Origin of the sequence: Chryseobacterium lathyri (genome assembly GCF_019970085.1) — a bacterium.
Taxonomy (GTDB): Bacteria; Bacteroidota; Bacteroidia; order Flavobacteriales; family Weeksellaceae; genus Chryseobacterium; species Chryseobacterium lathyri.
Window position 1 is genome coordinate 613700 of record NZ_JAHXYG010000002.1, and the last position, 17688, is coordinate 631387.

General features: G+C 37.1%; 11 protein-coding genes. 8 read left to right on the forward strand and 3 right to left on the reverse strand.

Translation table 11 applies throughout. The features are described 5' to 3' along the window. Positions 1-7: 7 nt before the first annotated feature. Together LC418_RS08125 and LC418_RS08130 are read right to left on the reverse strand one after the other, a co-directional pair. Entirely contained in the window at positions 8-2074 is a 2067-nt protein-coding gene (locus LC418_RS08125) for a hypothetical protein (protein ID WP_223558706.1), read from the reverse strand. A gap of 248 nt (positions 2075-2322) precedes the next feature. Beyond that, positions 2323-4128 (reverse strand): ABC transporter ATP-binding protein, encoded by a 1806-nt coding sequence (locus LC418_RS08130; protein ID WP_111960413.1) that lies wholly within the window; start codon positions 4126-4128, stop codon positions 2323-2325. A gap of 121 nt (positions 4129-4249) precedes the next feature. Here LC418_RS08130 and LC418_RS08135 point away from each other — a divergent pair, with 121 nt between their 5' ends. Then, positions 4250-4903, forward strand: a complete 654-nt coding sequence (locus tag LC418_RS08135) for a CoA transferase subunit B (RefSeq protein ID WP_223558707.1) — start codon at positions 4250-4252, stop codon at positions 4901-4903. A gap of 479 nt (positions 4904-5382) precedes the next feature. On the opposite strand, the gene LC418_RS08140 is transcribed toward LC418_RS08135, so the two are convergent. Then, the gene (locus tag LC418_RS08140) at positions 5383-6201 is read right to left on the reverse strand and encodes a DUF4197 domain-containing protein (protein ID WP_223558708.1); all 819 of its coding nucleotides are present in this window, start codon (positions 6199-6201) and stop codon (positions 5383-5385) included. A gap of 102 nt (positions 6202-6303) precedes the next feature. On the opposite strand from LC418_RS08140, the gene LC418_RS08145 reads away from it, so the two are divergent. The 7 genes from LC418_RS08145 to priA all read left to right on the forward strand — a co-directional run bounded on the left by LC418_RS08145 (position 6304) and on the right by priA (position 17539). Then, positions 6304-8571, forward strand: coding sequence for a glycoside hydrolase family 20 protein (locus tag LC418_RS08145; RefSeq protein WP_223558709.1), 2268 nt, complete (start codon positions 6304-6306; stop codon positions 8569-8571). A 181-nt stretch (positions 8572-8752) separates the two neighbouring features. Next, the gene (locus tag LC418_RS08150) at positions 8753-9745 is read left to right on the forward strand and encodes an isoaspartyl peptidase/L-asparaginase family protein (protein ID WP_223558710.1); all 993 of its coding nucleotides are present in this window, start codon (positions 8753-8755) and stop codon (positions 9743-9745) included. 101 nt (positions 9746-9846) lie between these two features. Continuing rightward, positions 9847-10398 carry a hypothetical protein gene (locus LC418_RS08155; protein WP_223558711.1) on the forward strand — a complete coding sequence of 184 codons (552 nt, stop codon included), beginning with the start codon at positions 9847-9849 and terminating at the stop codon, positions 10396-10398. 20 nt (positions 10399-10418) lie between these two features. Further along, positions 10419-11081 (forward strand): copper homeostasis protein CutC, encoded by a 663-nt coding sequence (locus tag LC418_RS08160; protein WP_223558712.1) that lies wholly within the window; start codon positions 10419-10421, stop codon positions 11079-11081. 114 nt (positions 11082-11195) lie between these two features. After that, the gene (locus LC418_RS08165; protein ID WP_223558713.1) at positions 11196-13682 is read left to right on the forward strand and encodes a beta-mannosidase; all 2487 of its coding nucleotides are present in this window, start codon (positions 11196-11198) and stop codon (positions 13680-13682) included. Between the two features lie 155 nt (positions 13683-13837). Then, positions 13838-14749, forward strand: a complete 912-nt coding sequence (locus LC418_RS08170; RefSeq protein WP_223558714.1) for an AEC family transporter — start codon at positions 13838-13840, stop codon at positions 14747-14749. Positions 14750-15091: 342 nt separating this feature from the next. Next, a complete protein-coding gene (priA, locus tag LC418_RS08175) occupies positions 15092-17539 on the forward strand; it encodes a replication restart helicase PriA (RefSeq protein ID WP_223558715.1) in 2448 nt (815 codons plus the stop codon). Positions 17540-17688 lie beyond the last annotated feature (149 nt).

The window sequence follows — 17688 nt, forward strand, 5'->3', positions numbered from 1 at the left end:
AATTTCACTAATTTACAGTTATTATTTCATACCAACCATAAGTTTGAGCAATTGTTCCACCTAAATGAACACCTGTTCCTCTAGGCTGGTCAGGAATAATGCTGTCATTAGTTGGGTTACCATCATAATCATTCAATCCTCTAGTTCCTGATTGCCATCCTGTTTTATTTTTAATAATAAAAGTAAGCTTATATTGGTTGTTTCCTAATGGAGTAATATAAACATAAGTTTGATATGACCCAATACAAAATTGTAAACCATCTAACTTTACAATAGTAGTAATTGTTGCATCTGACCCGAAAGTCCATTGTCTGTCAAATGCGGAAAAATTATTTTGCTTTATTCTACTTATAGCTTCTTCCCTAGCACCCAATACGGAATTTTCATCCGGAACACCATTATTCATTTTATGTGCAGCTAAATATCTCATAGGAATAACATTAGGAGCAGGGGGTCCGATAATGGTATAATCTGCACCAGAAAACCCAATGGTAGGTAAATCTCCATATCCCGCAGAATCATTAACAGGGAAGTCTCCTATTTCAAATAACCAGCACAGCAGAATATCTGTCCATTTCATATAATGAGGGTCTTGTTGTACATCAGCTTCTACCATTACATTCACCTTCATGAATTCTACGAATTCATTTATTTTTTGCAGGGCATTAGGGTGAGTTTTAAAATATGTATTAGAATGCTCATATATGATTCTTCCATATCTTATGGCTTCCGGGACACTTTTCTTAATAAGATAAATCATATAATCTTTTGCCAACTTCCAAAACGGACTTTGAATATTCACCTGACTTACCGTATTATTTTGTTGGGCTATTAATAATTGAGTAAATGCAGGTGCGAGAATATTTGCCATTTTTATCTGATCAGTATTTCCATAGTCAATACTTTGGAATTTTAATCCTTCTATATCATTCGGATGATTTTTAAAATAATCAAAAGTATTTTGATCTTGATTTAAAAAGTATGCTAAAAGCCAATCCGCAAATTTGAAGTTACTTAATGTTAAATCAGGATTTGTATTATCCTGAGCGTTAAACCAACTTGCCGTTAAGGCCAATCTATCCGTTAAAGTATCATCAGCAGAGCCATGGGTTTTAAAATAATCCTTAATTGTTTGTAATATGGGACTGTAGGAAGCTAACATACTTGTTCTTGGGGATAGACTAAGCAGATATGCCTGAACCTGAAGACTAAGCTGTCTGTCGGCTTCGCAAGCGGCATCACCACTAGCGCATACATTGTACATATCATCAAATGAATCAAATATAAATGTATTATAAGGATTGGCAGGAGGATTATTTGTACTACCACCAGAACCACCACCCTGATTGCCACCTGGAACAGTTCCTGAACCCGAACCTGAACCTCCTTGATTTCCTGACGGGACACAATGAGTGTCATCTACAGACATCAATATAATCTGAGGAGCATCAGTCCCTGTCAGAGCACATTGGTTTGGATTCGTGTGCTGGTCATCACTGGTACAGGGTATTACTGCATAATTTATTACTAAACATCCTATCTGCTCAGAGTAGGTATAGCCACCAGATGAATCTTTGGCATTCAAATTAATATCATTAATTTTATAGACACTTATTTTTCCTTTGATATCTTCAGGTTTTCCAGCATTTTGAAAAGTCTGTAATTCCTGTTTTGAAAGATGATACTGCATAAGAAGTCCAGAATAACTGCCGTCCATATTTTTTCTCACAACAAGATTTTCAATATCTTTAGATGGATACAATCTTTTTATTGAAAATGTATACGTCGTAACACCGTTTTTTTCCATAACCCCTGCATAATCCGTCATAATAACGGCTCCGTCCAAAAGTGGGTCATTTTTTTTGCTTTTTAAGTCTGTAGAAAAAAGATGTGTTTGTATTCCTGATAGTTTTGACCATAGGCTCACATCTTTTTTTATTTCACTCCCATTGATTACATAATTTTTTAAAGCGGAATTGTTTTGGGACTCTTGGTCAACATACAGACTTTCTTGTCTGCATCCAAAAAATAAGAATACTGACAGTATCAGTAAAAGATAATTGTTTTTTTTCATTATAAGTGTTTTTTAAGATTGCTAATTTATTGATTAGTTTTGTTTCACACAATGAAGAATTTTTAAGTTTTTTTTACCAAGAAAGTCATAAAAGCTAAAATGAAAATAGAAGTCCACATAAGATGAAAATCTAAGATTTCTAAAAACTTAAGTGTACTTTGATGAGCTTCTTAATTCATCTTTAAATGTAAAAAACTTAAATATTATAAAAACAAAGCGCTGAAAATATTTTCAGCGCTTTGTTTATGTTATGCTTCCGGTGAAATGAGCATTTTTCTTTCCCCGATCTGCTGTCGCCACATAGCATAATACAATCCTTTTTCGGCAATCAGATTATCGTGGGATCCCATTTCAATCACCTGTCCGCGTTCCAATACATAGATTCTGTCAGCATGCATGATCGTGCTTAAACGGTGGGCAATAAGAACTGTAATCTGTTCTCTTTCTTTTGAAATGTCTTTTATGGTAGAGGTAATTTCTTCTTCCGTAATACTGTCTAAAGCCGAAGTTGCTTCATCAAAAATCAATAAATGAGGTTTTCTTAAAAGTGCTCTTGCAATGGCAATTCTTTGTTTTTCTCCGCCGCTCAGCTTCAGTCCGCCCTCACCGATAACGGTTTCGATACCCTTTTCTGCTCTCTCCAATAATGCTGTACAGCTCGATTTCTGCAACGCAATATCCAGTTCAGATTCTGTAGCGTTAGGATTTACAAAAAGAAGATTTTCCTTAATGGTTCCTGCAAAAAGCTGTGTATCCTGGGTAACAAAACCAATCTGATTCCTCAGCTCATCAAAATCAAATTCTTTTCCATTGATGCTATTGTAAAAAATATTTCCTTCCTGTGGTCTGTACAGTCCAACCAGCAATTTCACCAATGTACTTTTCCCTGAACCGCTAGGCCCTACAAAAGCAATGGTTTCTCCATTTTTAACATCAAAAGAGATATTATTTAAAGCTTTATACTGAGCCGATTGATGTTTAAAAGAAACATGTTTAAATTCCAGTTCTTCAATAGCACCGATCTGTTTCGGATGGAGAGGTTTTTCTTCCACCTCTTTTTTCATTAAATTATCAAAATTGAAAAGAGAAGCCTCAGCCTCACGGTAAGAAATAATGATGTTCCCGATTTCCTGCATTGGTCCGAAAATAAAGAAACCATAAAACATCAGAGAAAGGTACTGTCCGGGAGTCACAATATTTTTAAAAATTAAAAGCAATAAGGTCATGGTGATCATCTGCTGAAGAAAATTGACCATCGTACCCTGGATAAAGCTTAAAGAACGGATGCTTTTTACCTTTCTGAGCTCAAGTCCAAGAATCTTGTAGGTATTATTATTTAAACGGATCACTTCCTGATTCGTTAAGCCTAAACTTTTAACGATTTCTATATTTCTTAAGCTTTCTGTAGTACTTCCGGCTAAAGCAGTGGTTTCCGAAACGATATTCTTCTGAATGCTTTTAATTCTTTTACTCAGTAAATTAGTGATGAAGGCAATCAGGAAAATCCCGCAGATATAGACAGGCATGATCGACCAATGTAAGCGGATCGCATACACGGAAACGAAAATAATACTCACTAAAATTCCAAAGAAGATATTAATAAAACTGGTGATGAACTTTACAGTATCTTCTCTTACTTTTGTTAAAATAGACAAGGTTTCACCACTTCTCTGATCTTCAAATTCCTGATAAGGAAGAGCCATTGAATGTTTTAAGCCATCCGTAAAGATTTTTGCGCCAAACTTTTGAGTGATCACACTTACTGCATAATCCTGAAAAGCTTTGGCTATTCGGCTTACCATCGCTGTTCCAATGAGCAGCCCTAAAAAATAGAACACCCCATGATAAATTCCGTCTCCGTATAAATATTGGTTAAGATTTCTGGGTAAAAGTTTTTCCTTATCAAAAAAGTTAGGATGTGTTACCAGCCGGTCCAGGATATTACCCGTGATCGCCGGAGCAAATAAAGAAAAAACCTGATTAATGGTTGCCAATAACAAAGAAAGGATAATCAACCATTGGTAAGGCTTAAGGTATCTTAAAAGTATTTTCATTTTAATAAATAATGTTGCAAAATTAGAGATATTATTTTGACTTATGGTATTAATAATTTTGAATAACAAAGACCTTTTGTATTCAAGTGAAAAGAATTAAATTGCAGTCTAAGTTTTTATTATGCTTACAAAAGAACAAATTGCTAAAAGGATTTCAAAAGAACTGAAAGACCGTTATTATGTAAACCTGGGAATCGGGATCCCTACGTTGGTGGCTAACTATGTTCCGGAAGGTATTTCCGTAGAATTTCAGAGTGAGAACGGAGTTCTAGGGATGGGACCTTTCCCGTTCGAAGGTGAAGAAGATGCCGATATCATCAATGCAGGAAAGCAAACCATTACCATACTGCCAGGAGGTTCATTTTTTGATTCAGCCTTTAGTTTTGGGATGATTCGTGGCCAGAAAGTAGACCTTACTATTCTTGGAGCGATGGAAGTTTCAGAGAACGGAGATATTGCCAACTGGAAGATTCCCGGAAAAATGGTAAAAGGAATGGGGGGAGCAATGGACCTTGTTGCCTCAGCAGAAAATATTATTGTTGCCATGATGCACGTGAATAAAGCAGGAGAAAGCAAAATCCTGAAAAAATGCAGTCTTCCGCTCACAGGGGTTAACTGTGTGAAAAGATTAGTGACCGAACTGGCAGTACTGGATGTAACTCCAGCCGGATTCAAACTGGTTGAAAGAGCTCCAGGGGTTTCAGTGGAGCACATCATAAAATCTACAGAAGCAGATCTGATCATTGAAGGTGAAATTCCTGAAATGCAATTCTAAATAAAAAATAAAGCCTTGTCACCGACAAGGTTTTTTTATGCATTTAACTGACATTTTCTCCCACCGATTGAGCAGATAACACAGATTTTCTTATCACTCTAAATTTAAAGAATTATAAATGTTCTCAAAAAGGGCTTATGAAACACTATTAAACTGACATAGGAAAATGGAGCGTTAAAAAAATAAATGCTGTGAACGTTAAGAAAATTCTCCTGTCCGAAGCGCGACACTTTAACTGAACCGAAGAACATATACTGAATTCGCGCAAGTTTTAGAATTTTTAGAGAACAGTATTTGTTTTTAGCGGAAGTTTCCAGGTCTTGAATTTTTGTTTCTTTTGTTTCAAGACAAAAGAAAAGTTACTAAAATTTTTTACCCACAGATTGAGCAGATAATGCACATTTTTTAATACAAAAGAAAAACTGCTTCAAAAAATGAAACAGTTTATATATTGATAAAGTTTTTGAAAAAAAACTAAATTATTTCCCATCCTGTGCCCCAAAAACCTTCTGTAAAATAGAAGTGGTTCTCATCGCCGGAGTATTTCTGATGCCGCTTTCTTTATCAGCTACCATTTTAAATACACCATTAATTGTTTCAGTCGTCACATATTCGTTAAGATCGGTCGTTACAGATTGCCCTGTGAAAGTATTGTACTTTGAGATCAGATTTTTCCAAACCGTATCTGCACCCACTTTACCCAGTGAAGCCTTTACCTTTGGCTGGAAAGCTGTGAATAACTGACTTTGCGTTTTCGTCTGTAAATAATTGGTTGCTGCATTATCACTGCTTAATAAAATGTTCTTAGCGTCCGTGATCGTCATCGAAGTAATTGCTTTGGTGAAAATAGGAGCGGCTTCTGTTACCGCATCTTCAGCGGCTCTATTTAATAATTTTACCCCTTCATCTGCCAGACTTCCCATTCCCAGGGAACGCAGCGTGGTATCAATCTTTCTTAACTTTTCAGGCATTAAAATTTTTACCGCTTCATTCTTAAAGAATCCGTCCGTTAACGCCAGTTTCTTTACACCATCAGTTACTCCAAGGCTTAACGCTTCCTTTAACCCCGAAGATATCTGTGTTGAGGTTAGGTTTCCCAGATTAACAGGAGAAGCTTTAGTTGGAGTAATTGGAGTGGTATTAGTTGTAGTGGTGGTTGTAGAACTTTTAGGTTTTGATGGATTATCAAGATCGACACCGGTTTTGTTTTTGACGGTAGATTTGATGATGTCTAAGAGCTGTGCCTGTGAAGAAACTGAAAATAATAGGGCAGCAGCGAATAAAATATTTTTTCTCATTGTATCTTTTTTGCAAATTTAGATGTTTTATTATTTAATAAGTTAAATCACCAAAGAGTTTTAGAAAATAATTATATTAGCTAAAACCTTAATCATACCTAAATGCGACATTTTCTTTTTATGTTTTCTGCTATTTTTTCCACAGTTTTTCATGCCCAGAAGAAGCCAGATTTAATTCCTTATCCTCAAAGTGTAACCATGCAGGAAGGAAGGTTCATCATTCCTGAAACGTTGATCCTGAACGATAAACTTCCAAAAGAAGAAACAGAGTATTTCAAAAAAAGGCTTGGTTCCGGTGTGAAATTTCAGAACAGCAGTAAGACGGAAGGAATTCATTTGATGTACATGCCGTTTCCACAGCCAAAAATCCCGATTCATCCCGAAGAAGATAAAGAAAAGTATACTATTGACATTTCTCCCCAAAAGATTTTCATAACTTCCAATACCAGACAGGGGTATTTTCTGGCTCTTCAAACCCTGGCTCAACTTTTTGAAGAACATAAGGAAGATAGGGAAATTCCTGCTTTAAGAATTGAAGACCAGCCTAAATTTGCATGGCGCGGAATGCACCTGGATGTCTGCCGCCATTTCTTTAATGTAGATGAGGTTAAACAGTATATTGATTATTTAGCCATGTACAAGCTGAACACTTTTCACTGGCACCTTACAGACGATCAGGGCTGGAGAATTGAAATTAAAAAATACCCGAAACTCACCCAGATCGGTTCAAAACGTAAAGAATCGATGATTGGTGCTTATGTAGACAATACTTTCGACGGTAAACCTTATGGTCCCTATTTCTATACCCAGGAGCAGATTAAGGACGTCATTAAATACGCCCAGCAAAGGCATATTACTATAGTTCCCGAGATTGAAATGCCCGGTCATGCTTTAGCTGCTTTATCAGCTTATCCCGAGCTTGCCTGTACAAAAGGGCCGTTTGAAGCTGCAACAAAATGGGGTGTTTTTGATGATGTTTTCTGTCCGAAAGAAGAAACCTTCACTTTCCTTGAAAATGTTCTGGATGAAGTTATTGCCCTGTTTCCATCACAATACATCCACATCGGTGGCGATGAATGTCCGAAAACGAGATGGAAAGAATGTGCCCATTGCCAGGAGCTGATCAAAAAGAATAATCTGAAAGATGAACATGGATTGCAAAGCTATTTCATTCAGAGAATTGAAAAATATGTCAACAGTAAAGGAAGAAAAATCATCGGTTGGGATGAAATCCTTGAAGGCGGTCTGGCTCCAAATGCTGCCGTTATGAGCTGGACAGGTGTAAACGGAGGAATCGAAGCTGCAAAATCTTCTCACTTTGCCGTAATGACTCCCGGAGCCTACTGTTATTTTGATCATTATCAGGGTGATCCTCAATCGGAGCCAAATGCTTTCGGAGGTTTTACCCCTTTGGATAAAGTCTATTCCTATAATCCTATTCCTGCAGAGCTGAACGCAGAGCAGGCCAAATATATTTTAGGAGTTCAGGCCAATCTATGGACGGAATACATCACGGATTTTAAGCAGGTACAGTATATGATATTTCCAAGACTGATGGCGCTTTCCGAAGTAGGATGGGGAACGGCAGATCCTAAAAATTATAAAGAATTTGAAAGAAGGGTAATCAGTCAGTTCAAAGTTCTGGATAAGATGAAGGTGAATTATGCCAAAAGTATCTATAATATTTCCGGAAAAGTACTTCCTGCCGGGAACGGTATTTCTTATGAACTTAATGTATCACAGGACCCGAAAGGAATACGGTATACAACGGACGGGACAGAACCTTCTATACATTCACAGGTTTATCAGGGACCGATTGCTGTTTCAAAATCTCTAACCGTTAAATCCGCCTATTTTGAAGACGGAAAACTGAAAAGTGCTGTTTCTTCCCAGGAATTCAAAATTTCAAAAACAACAGGAAAAAAGATCACCCTGGAACAACAGCCCAGCGAAAACTATTCTTTTGGCGGAGCTTTTACCTTGGTGGATGGAATTATCGGAAACATAAGACAATTGGGCAAAACATGGTTGGGCTTTCAGGGAAAAGATGTAGTGGCAACCATTGATCTGGGACAGAAAACCAACTTTTCTGAAGTTTATTTTAATACCTTAGAAAATAAGGGAAGCTGGATCCATCTGGCGAAATCTGCACAGATCTTTGTTTCGGATGATGGAAAGGCCTTTAAAATGATCAAAGAGATCGGGAAAGATGAAATTCAGAACTCAAAAGGAAAAATTAAGCTGAATGTAGGAAATCAGAATGCAGAGTACATTAAGCTTAAAATAGAAAATGCAGGTATTATTCCTGCCGGAAATCCCGGTGCAGATTCAAAAGCATGGCTGTTCGTTGATGAAATTGGCATCAATTAGAAATAAGTTTCTGAATATACTGGATGCAATAGCTGTTGCAGCCGTCAATACATAAAGTTATGTTATTTCAGAAGTAAATTGCCTTACTCTTATTAAAAACCAAAAGACCATAGTACTCTGTGGTCTTTTTCCTTTTCTGCTAGCGGGAAAATTCCTAATTTGGAGCCAAATATATCTGAATATGCAAAGTAGACGAAACTTCATTAAAAAAACGGCTGCTGCTTCTCTGGCACTTGCCGTAAACCCACTGGATCTGATTGCCGGAGAACTGTCTGAGAATCCTGTAAAAGCAGGAAAACCCATTGTTCTTTCCACCTGGAATTTCGGACTGAAGGCAAACGAAGAAGCCTGGACTATTTTGGGAAAAGGTGGAAAAGCCCTTGATGCAGTGGAAAAAGGAGTTCGTCTCGTGGAATTGGACCCAACTGAAAGAAGTGTAGGCTATGGAGGACGTCCGGATAGAGACGGAAGAGTTACCCTCGATGCCTGTATTATGGACGAAAACTATAACATCGGTTCCGTTGCCTGCCTGGAAAATATCAAAAATCCTATTTCCGTAGCAAGAGCGGTGATGGAAAAAACACCCCATGTTATGCTGGTTGGAGATGGAGCATTACAGTTTGCATTATCACAAGGGTTTAAAAAAGAAAATCTTCTCACTCCCGATTCAGAAAAAGAATGGAAAGAATGGCTCAAAACCAGCGAGTACAAACCAGTCGCCAATATTGAAAACCATGATACCATTGGAATGATTGCTCTGGATGCACAGGGAAATCTTTCAGGAGCCTGCACTACCAGCGGGATGGCCTTTAAAATGCATGGAAGAGTAGGAGATTCACCTATCATCGGCGCAGGACTATTTGTAGACAATGAAGTGGGTGCTGCTACGGCTACCGGGCACGGCGAAGAAGTAATCCGTACTGTCGGGACACATCTGGTTGTTGAATTGATGAGACAGGGAAGGAATCCCCAGCAGGCTTGCAAAGAAGCAGTTGAAAGAATTGTGAAAATTGCTCAGAGAAGAAATAAAAACCTTAAAGATATTCAGGTTGGCTTCATCGCTTTAAATAAAAAAGGAGAATACGGCTCTTACTGCATTCAGGACGGATTTAATTTCGCTGTCTATGACCAGAAAGGCAATCGTCTGGAAAAACCGGAATTTGCTCTGAAATAATTATATTTTCTTTAAATTCAATAGGAGCGGGCTTTAGCCCGCTTACAAAATAAAAAAAACACCAAACGGCTTTAGCCAAAATTTAGAATATCAAAAAGAATATGAAAAGAATGATCATTGCATCTTTGTTTCTGATCACAGCATGTAAAGAAGAAAAGAAAGAAATCCAGACTCAGGCACCGCAGGAATCTGTTTCCCAAGAAACCGAAATTTCAGAAAATAAACATGATGAATCCGGAGAAGCAAAAAAATGGCTGGAAAAAAGTATCAAAAATTACTTTAAAGAAGATCTTAGGAGTTTGGATAAAGAAATGCAGAAAATCACAACCAAAGACTATTACGAGTATAAAACAGATGCAATGAATGTGGATATGGATGTTGATGGAAGTCTTACCTTAAAAGAATTCCAGGACAAATGGAAAGGTAAGTTTGATACTGATAAAGCTGGAATAGACTCCGGATTCCTTATTTCCGGACAGGACTGGATTAATATTGAAATTAGAAATTGTGACTTAAAATCCTCGTCAGACAATAATTACGTTTTTAATGTAGTCCTGGCTGATGATGGGTTTAAAGCCAAATATTCCCGTCAGATTAAAGTTATAAAAACAGATAATAAATTTCTGATAGCAGATGTTATTGAAGAAGAGTAAAATTTAAATAAAACGAAAAAATGTCAAAAATAGAAATAGCATGTTTCAATCCGGAATCCGCAATGACTGCATTTGAAAACGGAGCCGACAGAATAGAATTATGTGACGGATTGAGCGAAGGCGGAACAACTCCGGATTTTGAAACGACAAAAGAACTCAGAGAAAAAATAAATATTCCGGTTTTTGTAATGATCCGCCCAAGAGGCGGAGATTTTACCTATTCGGAAGCTGAATTTGAACAAATGCAAAAAGATCTGCTCCAGCTGAAATCTCTGAAAGTAGATGGTTTTGTATTTGGAATCCTGGACGAAAATAATCAGATACATGGAGAACACAACAGGATTTTGATTGAGATGGCATATCCTCTTCCATGTACTTTTCACCGTGCTTTTGACAGAGCAAAAGGCCTTGAAGATTCTTTGGAAAAAGTAATTGGTTGTGGCTTTAAAACGATCCTCACTTCAGGCCAGAAGCCCAATGTTTCAGAAGGTAAAGAGAATCTGAAAAAACTGGTTGAGCTTGCTGCCGGAAGAATAGAAATTCTGGTTGGAGGCGGACTTCGTTCTACCAATATTGAAGAGATCAGAGCATTTACAAATGCCAGTTATTTTCACTCTTCTGCAATTACAGACGGTGGATCTTTTGGCAATGCGAATGAGATTGTAGCTTTGAAGAATAAATAGTTTTTGAGAAAAACAAAGAATCTGAAACTGACTACCCTGAATTTGGGATTACGGATAAATTTTAACAGTGAATTCATTAAATATGGGATTCACAGAATTGTAAACAAACCTATAATGAATAAATCTGTCCTTTTTGCTTTCCTTTTTATTCAAAGTATTATGAATGCACAGCTTACAGAACGAAGTTTGTCTTCCGAAAAATGGCAGTTCAAAAATACACAGGAACAGAAATGGTTGCCTGCAAAAATTCCGGGCACTGTACATCTTGATTTGATGGATAATAAGATCATTTCCGATCCTTTTAAAGATGAAAATGAAAAAAAAGTACAGTGGATAGAAAATGAAGACTGGGAATATCAGACCCGTTTTAATGTATCATCAAAAGAACTTCAAAATGGACATATAGACCTTGTTTTTAACGGTCTTGACACTTTTTCAGAAATCTATCTGAACGGAAAACTGCTGAAAAAAACAGATAATATGTTCAGGAAATGGGAGATTCCTGTAAAAGAGTTTCTGAAAGAAGGAGATAATGAATTGAAGATTAAATTTGGATCGGCAGTGAATAAAGGAAAAGAACTGGCCGGGAAGGTTCCGTTTACCATGCCGGAGTCGCCCAGGAGTTTTGTAAGAAAAGCTCAGTATCAGTTTGGATGGGATTGGGGTCCAAGACTGGTTACTGCCGGAATCTGGAAAGATGCAGCACTTCGTTTCTGGAATCATGCTACATTAAAAAATATAAAAATTGAGCAAAAAAATCTGACAAAACAACAGGCAGAGCTCAATATTCAAGCAGAAATTTTTGCAGATAAAGAAGGGGAATATTCTATTTCTATTAATACTCAATCAAATAAATTTCAGTTAAAAAAAGGTGAAAATAAGATCAAGATTCCTTTTAAAATTAGCAATCCAAAACTTTGGCAGCCCAATGGATGGGGCGATCCGAATTTATATGATATAAAAGTTTCTCTGCAAAAAGATTCAAAAATTCTTTCTGAAAAAACCGAAAGAATTGGGTTAAGAACCATTGAACTCATCCAGGAGAAAGATCAGGCAGGAAAATCCTTCTATTTTAAAGTCAATGGGAAACCATTGTATGCAAAAGGAACAAACTGGATTCCTTCCGACAGCTTTTCACCCAGAATAACCAAGGAAAAATACCGGAAGCTCATCAATGACGCCAAAGACGCCAATATGAATATGATCCGTGTATGGGGTGGTGGCATCTATGAAGATGATGAATTTTATAAAGCCTGTGACGAAAACGGTATTTTAGTCTGGCAGGATTTCATGTTTGCCGGCAGCTTTTATCCGGCCGATGAAGATTTTTTAAATAATGTAAAAGAAGAAGTAAAATACCAGGTCAACAGGCTTCAGAACCATCCATCCATTGCTTTATGGTGCGGAAATAATGAAATTGATGAAGCCATCGTCAACTGGGGTTATCAGAAACAGTTCAAATACTCAAAAAATGATTCTCTTCAGGTTTGGAAAGACTATAAAAAACTGTTCCATGAAGTGATTCCTAATGCTATGAAGGAAATTCTCACTTCGGATAAAAATATCTACTGGCCGAGCTCGCCGTCTATCGGATGGGGGCATAAAGAAAGCCTTACAGAAGGAGATTCCCATTACTGGGGAGTGTGGTGGGGAGAGCAGCCGTTTGAGATTTATAATCAAAAAGTAGGAAGATTCATGTCAGAATATGGTTTTCAGGGAATGCCAAGCCTGGAAGCTATGAAATCTATGTTTTCAGGAACTCCGGATCTCAGCCTTCAGAATCCGGTTATTAAAGCCCATGAAAAAAATACCAGAGGTTGGGACATCATCGCTGAATATATGAAAAGGGACTATAAAACGCCCTCAGATTTCGTGAAATACAATTACATTTCCCAGCTGCTCCAGGCCCGTGGGATGAAAATCGCCGTTGAAGCCCACCGACGTTCAAAACCCTATAATATGGGAACGTTATACTGGCAACTTAATGACTGCTGGCCTGTAGTTTCCTGGTCCTCCATTGATTACCTTGGAAACTGGAAAGCTTTGCATTACCAGATGAAAAGAAGCTTTGAGCAGCAGGTCATTTTCACTGAAGAAAAAGAAGGTATTTTAAATTTTTATGCTGTTAATGACGGGCTGGAAAATTTCAGTGATATTAAATTAGAAATTAAAGCAGTAAGTTTTTACGGTAAAGTTTTAAAAGAAACAGTGACAGATTTGAAAGGAAAAATGTTGGAAACTATTCTGAGATTTAAGCCCCTTGAAATTAAAAGCTTAATTACTGAAATAGATCGAAATAAAACCTTTCTGCAGTTTACATTAAGAAATAATGATGGTAAAGCTATTGCCGTCAACCACCATTTCTTTTCCAAACCTAAAGATTTGCAGTTGACAAAACCCACCCTTAAGATTAGAAAAACTGCAGCAGACGAAATTGAAATTTCCACAGATGTTTTGGCAAAAGAGATTTATCTAATGGGAGATACCCATTTCAGTGATAACTTTTTTGATCTCCTTCCTGGTTCATCAAAAAAGATAAAACTCTCAAAACCTTTGGAAAATATAGAAGTGATGAGCCTTTGGGATACACTGCAAAATTAAAACATCATACAGCAATAAAAATTTGCTCAATCAGCCCAATCTGCGAGAATTTAAAAAATAAACCTTAAACCCATGCAATTCTAAGCATACATTTATTTTTAAATAAATTGATTTTCCTCAAAAATCAACCGTAACTTTATATTCAATTTTTAAATATGATGGTCAATTTTGTTCTGATTGCGGTGTGCATTATTGCAGGAATGGTATTCAAAGCAACAAAATCTATCCATCCTGATGCTCACAAAGGTATTAATACCTGGATTCTTTATCTTGCCCTGCCCGCAGTTTCTTTTAAATACCTGCCCAAAGTTAAATGGACAACAGAAATGCTGTTTCCCATTGCGGCTACCTTTCTTGTTTCTGTTTTCTGCTTCTTTTTTATGATGTTCTACAGTAAAAGTAAGGGCTATTCAAGGCGGTCCAGAAGTACAATGGAACTGACAAGCGGCTACAGCAATACATCCTTTATCGGTTTTCCTCTCATTAGTGCATTTTATGGCGAAAGTCTTTTAAGTATTGCCATTATTTGTGATCAGACCATGTTTTTTGCCCTTTCCACATTAGGAATTATAGCAGCAGTGAAGGGTGGAAGCAGATCAGGAAAAGTAAGTGCAAAATTTATTTTAAAGAGACTGGTCACTTTTCCTCCATTGATAGGGTGCATTGCAGCATTGGTATTGTCGCAGTTTATTGATTTCACATTAGCAGAACCATTTTTTGATAAATTAGCAGCAACAGTGAGTCCGTTGGCTTTATTTTCTGTAGGACTCCAACTGAAATTTAACGGATGGAAAAAGCTGATCCCGCAAATGTCTGCTTCTATGCTCTACAAGCTCATTTTAGCGCCGGCTATTGTTTTAGGACTGGCTCTACTCCTGAATATAAAAGGAGATGTAGCAAAAATTACTGTATTTGAAGCTGCTATGCCAACCGTTGTCACCTCAAGTATTATTGCAGAACAGTTCAGGCTCAATACCAAGCTTACCAATCTCATTGTCGGCTTCAGTATTATTGTCGGGTTCTTTACCTCTGCGGTCTGGTATTATATCACAGAATTTCTTTTCTAAAATTGTCATACCGGTCTTGTATACAGGACGATGCGGCTGAATGTTTAAATATTCTCTCGCAGGTTTTGCAGATTGAGCAGATGTTTTGCGTTATAATTATACTTTTATTTATTAAGATATAAGAGCACTATTGAGCCTGTTTTATTCATGATTATAAATCATAATATCCATAAACATCTGCTCAATCTGCGAGAGTAAAAAATGCAATCACTCATTTAAAAAAATAAAGAGGAACCATAAGTTTAATCAGAAAAACAGCATCAGACTGCTTTACCCTTTGATCTCAATAAAAAATTGCAGTTCTCTGAATAAAAATCTAATTTTACACTTTAAAAATTTCCCTTGCAGTACGCTCAAATAGTTTTACCGCTCAATTTAAAAGGATCTTTCACCTACAAAGTTCCTGAAGAACTAATGCCCATGATTCAACCGGGAATGCGGGTTCTCGTGCCTTTCGGGGGAAAGAAAATTTATACAGGAATTGTTTTTGAACTTCATGATAACGCCCCGGAAAGTTTTGTAGCTAAAGAAGTTATCAGTATTTTAGATGATAAACCCATCCTACCTGAAGAGCAGATCAGTTTCTGGAACTGGCTTTCAGAATATTATCTGTGCGGGCTGGGAGAGATCTACCGTTTTGCGTTTCCGTCTTCTTTAAAACTGGAAAGTGAAACCTATTTAAAATTAAAACCCAATATAACGGTTGATTTTGAAAACCTGGACGTTAATGAAATGTACCTTATCCAGGCACTGGAAGTACGTCAGCTCATCAACCTTACTGATATTGAAGCATTTATTCCTAAAAAAGAGATCATTAAAACGATCAATTCCCTGATTGATCTGCAGTACATTGAAATTGATGAAAAAATTGCTGAAAAATACAAAGCTAAAGAAGTAGCCTATGTCAGGATCAATGATGAGGTTTTAAGCAACCAGAATCTCACGGATATTCTTTTAAAGCTGAACAAGGCTCCGAAGCAGAAAGATCTTTTTCTGGCTATTTTAGAAAAACAGACCGAGCATCCGGAAGTTCCCATTAAAAAAGCAGAACTCTTTGAGGACGGATATTTTGGAAGCTCTCATTTTAAGGCGTTGGCAGATAAAAATCTTGTCGCAGAATATCATATGCAGAAAGACAGGATCGAAAGCTATGAAGGTGAAATTGAAGAACTTGAAGAACTTTCCGAAGAGCAGCAAGAAGCTAAAACCGAAATTGATGAGGCCTTTGAAGAAGGCAAAAATGTATTGCTGCACGGTGTTACTTCCTCAGGGAAAACCCATATTTATTTAGAGAAAATTGAAGAATGTATTCAGGAAGGAAAAAATGTTCTGTTCCTGCTTCCCGAAATTTCTCTGACTAAACAGATCACTCAAAGATTAGAGAAGAAATATGGCCGACAACTTGGCTTCTATCATCAGAAATTAACCGATTTTGAACGAGTGGAAGTCTGGAGAAGAATCAAGCAGAACGATATTAAAATTCTTATAGGAACACGTAATGCGTTATTCCTGCCATTTCAGGATCTTGGACTTATTGTAGTGGATGAAGAACATGATTCTGCATACAGACCAAGGGAAGCTTCACCTTATTTCAATGCCAAAGATGCCGCATTGGTTTTAGGTAATTTTTATGGGGCCGGAGTGATTCTGGGGTCGGCAACACCTTCTGTAGAAAGCTACTACAACGCCAGAAAAGATAAAATAAAGTATATTTTCCTGAATGAGAGATTCGGAAATGTGAAGCTGCCGGAATACGAACTTATCAACTTTAAAGAAGCCCAGGAATCCAAAAAAGTTTCAGGGAATTTTTCTTTACACTTAATTGATGAGATTAAAAAAACGCTGGACGAGAAAAATCAGGCCATTGTGCTTCACAACCGCCGTGGTTATGCCAATGTAATTGAATGTGAAACCTGCGGCTATGTGAATTACTGTTCAAACTGTGATGTCGTAATGACCTACCATAAAGCAGCCAACGAGATGAAGTGTCATTACTGCGGACAAAGAGCTTCAAAGCCGAGAACCTGTCCGAAATGTCATTCAGAAAACCTTAACGAAAGAGGGGTAGGAGTAGAACAGATTCATGAAGAAGTATCCAAGATGTTTCCTGATCATGAAGTGGACAGAATGGATGTGGATTCTATGCGTAAAAAGTTTGCGTATGAAAAACTGTACGAAAAAATAGAAGAAGGCGAAACAGATATTATCGTGGGAACCCAAATGATATCAAAAGGACTCGATTTTGATCATATTGAGCTTGTCGCTATTCCTAAAGCGGATTCCCTGCTGTATGTTCAGGATTTCAGAGCTGAGGAAAGAGCCTACCAGCTGATCACCCAGGTTTCTGGAAGAGCCGGAAGAGTTTCCGGAAAAGGAAAAATTTTAATTCAGACCTATAATCCTGATCATTCCGTTTTTCAGCTGATCAAGATGAATAATCCTGCAAAAATTTACAAATATATCCTTACCGAACGTCAGAAATTCCATTACCCTCCGTTCACTAAACTCATTATGATCGAGCTGAAACACCGGAAAGAAGACAAAGTGAACCGGGCTTCCCAGTTTTTGGGATCTGTTTTAAGAAAATATCTTCCTGAAGAATGTGTTTTGGGACCCGAAAGAGCCCAGATTGCCAGGCTTAATAATCTATACCAATTCCAAATCATGCTGAAACTTCCCCGTGGGAAAAAGTATGATGAATTCAAAAAAATGGTTTTGCTAAGTTTGAATGAATTTGATGAAATCACTGCTTATCAAAGTATTAAAAAAGATGTTTTTGTGGATTTTTAACATTTTTTAACAAACTTTACGCTCTTTTATAAGAACCGTGTAACCCTTTTTATAACAATAATTTCTACTTTTGGTCGTTCATTAAATGTTTGGCTCTTTAAACGGATGATTTAACTTATCATTTTTTATAGCGTCAAACTATGGAAACA

Excerpts from the sequence above, each read along its gene's own strand:
- LC418_RS08150 (WP_223558710.1), top strand. The coding sequence starts at position 8,753 with ATGCAAAGTAGACGAAACTTCATTAAAAAAACGGCTGCTGCTTCTCTG.
- LC418_RS08130 (WP_111960413.1), bottom strand. The coding sequence starts at position 4,128 with ATGAAAATACTTTTAAGATACCTTAAGCCTTACCAATGGTTGATTATC.
- LC418_RS08160 (WP_223558712.1), top strand. The coding sequence starts at position 10,419 with ATGTCAAAAATAGAAATAGCATGTTTCAATCCGGAATCCGCAATGACT.
- LC418_RS08170 (WP_223558714.1), top strand. The coding sequence starts at position 13,838 with ATGATGGTCAATTTTGTTCTGATTGCGGTGTGCATTATTGCAGGAATG.
- LC418_RS08155 (WP_223558711.1), top strand. The coding sequence starts at position 9,847 with ATGAAAAGAATGATCATTGCATCTTTGTTTCTGATCACAGCATGTAAA.
- LC418_RS08165 (WP_223558713.1), top strand. The coding sequence starts at position 11,196 with ATGAATAAATCTGTCCTTTTTGCTTTCCTTTTTATTCAAAGTATTATG.
- LC418_RS08125 (WP_223558706.1), bottom strand. The coding sequence starts at position 2,074 with ATGAAAAAAAACAATTATCTTTTACTGATACTGTCAGTATTCTTATTT.
- LC418_RS08140 (WP_223558708.1), bottom strand. The coding sequence starts at position 6,201 with ATGAGAAAAAATATTTTATTCGCTGCTGCCCTATTATTTTCAGTTTCT.
- LC418_RS08135 (WP_223558707.1), top strand. The coding sequence starts at position 4,250 with ATGCTTACAAAAGAACAAATTGCTAAAAGGATTTCAAAAGAACTGAAA.
- LC418_RS08145 (WP_223558709.1), top strand. The coding sequence starts at position 6,304 with ATGCGACATTTTCTTTTTATGTTTTCTGCTATTTTTTCCACAGTTTTT.